The organism is Mesorhizobium sp. M7D.F.Ca.US.004.03.1.1 (assembly GCF_003998635.1).
In the GTDB taxonomy this organism is placed as follows: domain Bacteria; phylum Pseudomonadota; class Alphaproteobacteria; order Rhizobiales; family Rhizobiaceae; genus Mesorhizobium; species Mesorhizobium loti.
This window is the reverse complement of sequence record NZ_RZQG01000802.1, coordinates 1-2,756: the sequence shown is the minus strand read 5'-3', so window position 1 is coordinate 2,756 and position 2,756 is coordinate 1. Positions and strand designations below refer to the sequence as shown.

Genomic DNA, 2,756 nt, shown 5'->3' with positions numbered 1-2,756 from the left:
CCTGATGAACATCCTCGACCGCTATCACGCCATGGAGTACGGCCCGGCGCCGGAGGCCCGCAACGAGGCCGACGCGTGGCTTGCCGCGCGCGATTTTTCCAAGGCGCTGTTCATCGGCGGCGACTGGAAAGCCGCTTCCGGCGGCAAGACCTTCGAGACCCGCGAGCCCTCCTCCGGCAAGCTGCTGGCCAAGGTCTCGGACGCCAGTGCCGCCGACATCGACGCGGCGGTTGCAGCGGCCACCAAGGCGCTGCCGAAATGGAGCGCCAGTTCGGGCTACGTCAGGGCGAAAGTGCTTTATGCCATCGGCCGCGCCATGCAGCGGCATCAGCGCCTGTTCGCGGTGCTTGAGACCATCGACAATGGCAAGCCGATCCGTGAAAGCCGCGACATCGATGTGCCGCTGGCGATCCGCCATTTCATCTATCATGCCGGCTGGGCGCAGGCACTGGACAGGGATTTCCCCGGCCAGAAGGGTGTCGGCGTCGTCGGCCAGATCATCCCGTGGAATTTTCCGCTGCTGATGCTGGCCTGGAAGATTGCGCCGGCACTCGCCGCCGGCTGCACCGTGGTGCTGAAGCCGGCCGAATTCACGCCTCTGACATCAATCCTGTTCGCAGAGATCTGCGAGCGCGCCGGCGTGCCGAAAGGCGTCGTCAACATCGTCCAGGGCGGCCCGGAGGCGGGAGCGGCCATCGTCAACCATCCCGGCATCCAGAAGATCGCCTTTACCGGCTCTTCCGAGGTCGGCAAAATCATCCGCAAGGCCACCGCCGGGTCAGGGAAAAAGCTGTCGCTGGAGCTCGGCGGCAAATCGGCCTTCATCGTCTTCGAGGATGCCGATCTCGATAGCGCGGTCGAGGGACTGGTCGACGGCATCTGGTTCAACCAGGGTCAGGTGTGCTGCGCCGGCTCGCGGCTTTTGGTGCAGGAAGGCATCGCCGATGCCCTCATTGCCAAGGTCAAGACGCGGATGAGCCGGCTGCGCGTCGGCAGCCCGCTCGACAAGAACACCGATATCGGCCCGCTGGTCGACTTGACACAGCTCGACCGGGTCAAGGGTCTGGTCGCCGAAGGCGCCAAACAAGGTGCCGTCTGCTGGCAGCCGGATGCGGCGCTGCCGTCCTCCGGCTACTACCATCTGCCGACGCTCGCCACCGGAGTTTCGCCGGCTAACATTCTCGCACAGGAAGAAGTGTTCGGTCCGGTTTTGGCGACCATGACCTTCCGCAACACCGAGGAAGCGATCGAGCTTGCCAACAACACGCGCTATGGGCTGGCCGCCTCGGTGTGGAGCGAAAATGTCAATCTGGCCCTGCACGTTGCGCCGCAGCTCAAGGCTGGCGTCGTCTGGGTCAACGGCACCAACATGTTCGACGCCGCCTGTGGCTTCGGCGGCTACCGCGAGAGCGGTTTCGGCCGCGAAGGCGGTCGTGAAGGCATGTTCGAATATCTCGCGGCGAAACTGCCGCTCGGCCCGGTCATCAAGCCGGCGACGCTCTCCGCACAGCCAGTCGAGCAGGCCGACGGCTCGGCAATCGACCGCACGGCAAAGCTGTTCATCGGCGGCAAGCAGGTGCGCCCGGACGGCAATTATTCGATTGCCATCGCCACTGCCAAGGGCAAGCTTGTCGGCGAGGTTGGTCTCGGCAGCCGGAAGGATATCCGCGATGCCGTCTCCGCAGCCCGCGCTTGCAAAGCATGGCCGGAGGCGACCGCCTACAACAGGTCCCAGGTGCTTTACTATCTGGCCGAGAACCTTTCCGGTCGCGCCGGCGAGTTTGCCGCCCGCCTGACCGAGCTTACGGGTGCTACGCCCAAGGCGGCGCGCGAGGAGGTCGACCAGTCGATCGAGCGGCTGTTCCTCTATGCCGGCCTTGCCGACAAATTCGAGGGTCGTGTCCACCAGCCGCCGGCCCGCGCCGTGACGCTGGCGCTGCACGAGCCGGTCGGCGTCGTCGGCATCGTCGCGCCGGATGCGTCGCCGCTGCTTGGCCTGATCTCGCTGGTGGCGCCGGCGCTGGCGATGGGAAACACCGTGGTCGCGGTGCCTTCGGAGCGCTATCCGCTGCTGGCCACCGATCTCTATCAGGTCATCGAATATTCCGACGTTCCGGCCGGCGCCATCAACATCGTCACCGGTCGCACGGCCGAACTTGCCGGCGTGCTGGCCAAGCATGACGATGTCGACGGACTCTGGGTGTTCGCTGATGCCGAGACCTGCGCCAAGGCGGAAGCCGAGTCCATCGGCAACCTCAAACGGGTCTGGAGCGGCAATGGCCGTGGCCTCGAATGGGCGTCCGACGAAGCTGCCGGCGACACCTTCTTGCGCCGCGCCGTCGAGGTCAAGAACGTCTGGGTGCCATACGGCGACTGAGGCCGTGCTGCCATGATGGTGATCGTGTTCGGGCTTGACGCCCGGATGCATGTTCTTTAACGAGAAAAAACATCTTTATCTGTGGGCTGACAGGCGCGCAGGCCGCATAATGGCGTCCGACTGGCCCATGACGCCCTGGCCGACTGCCGATAAACCCGGACGATCCCTAGAGGAGAACAGCATGGCGGATCTGGCAGGCAAGGTCGTTGTCGTCACGGCAGCGGCACAAGGCATCGGCAAGGCGAGCGCGCTGGCCTTCGCCAAGGCAGGTGCCGTGGTCCACGCCACCGACATCAACGAGACGCTTCTCGCTGAGCTCGCCAAGACGCCAGGAATCAAGGCCCGCAAGCTGGACGTGCTCAACGACGAGGCCGTCAAT

General features: G+C 64.9%; 2 protein-coding genes. Both read left to right on the top strand.

Going from position 1 to position 2,756, the window contains the following annotated elements; genetic code table 11:
* The first annotated feature begins 4 nt into the window (after window positions 1-4).
* Complete coding sequence (locus EN935_RS30070) at window positions 5-2,377, top strand: aldehyde dehydrogenase family protein (RefSeq protein ID WP_127263125.1); 2,373 nt, start codon at window positions 5-7, stop codon at window positions 2,375-2,377.
* A 181-nt stretch (window positions 2,378-2,558) separates the two neighbouring features.
* The coding region (locus tag EN935_RS30065; protein WP_127373924.1) for an SDR family NAD(P)-dependent oxidoreductase at window positions 2,559-2,756 on the top strand (198 nt) is incomplete at its 3' end.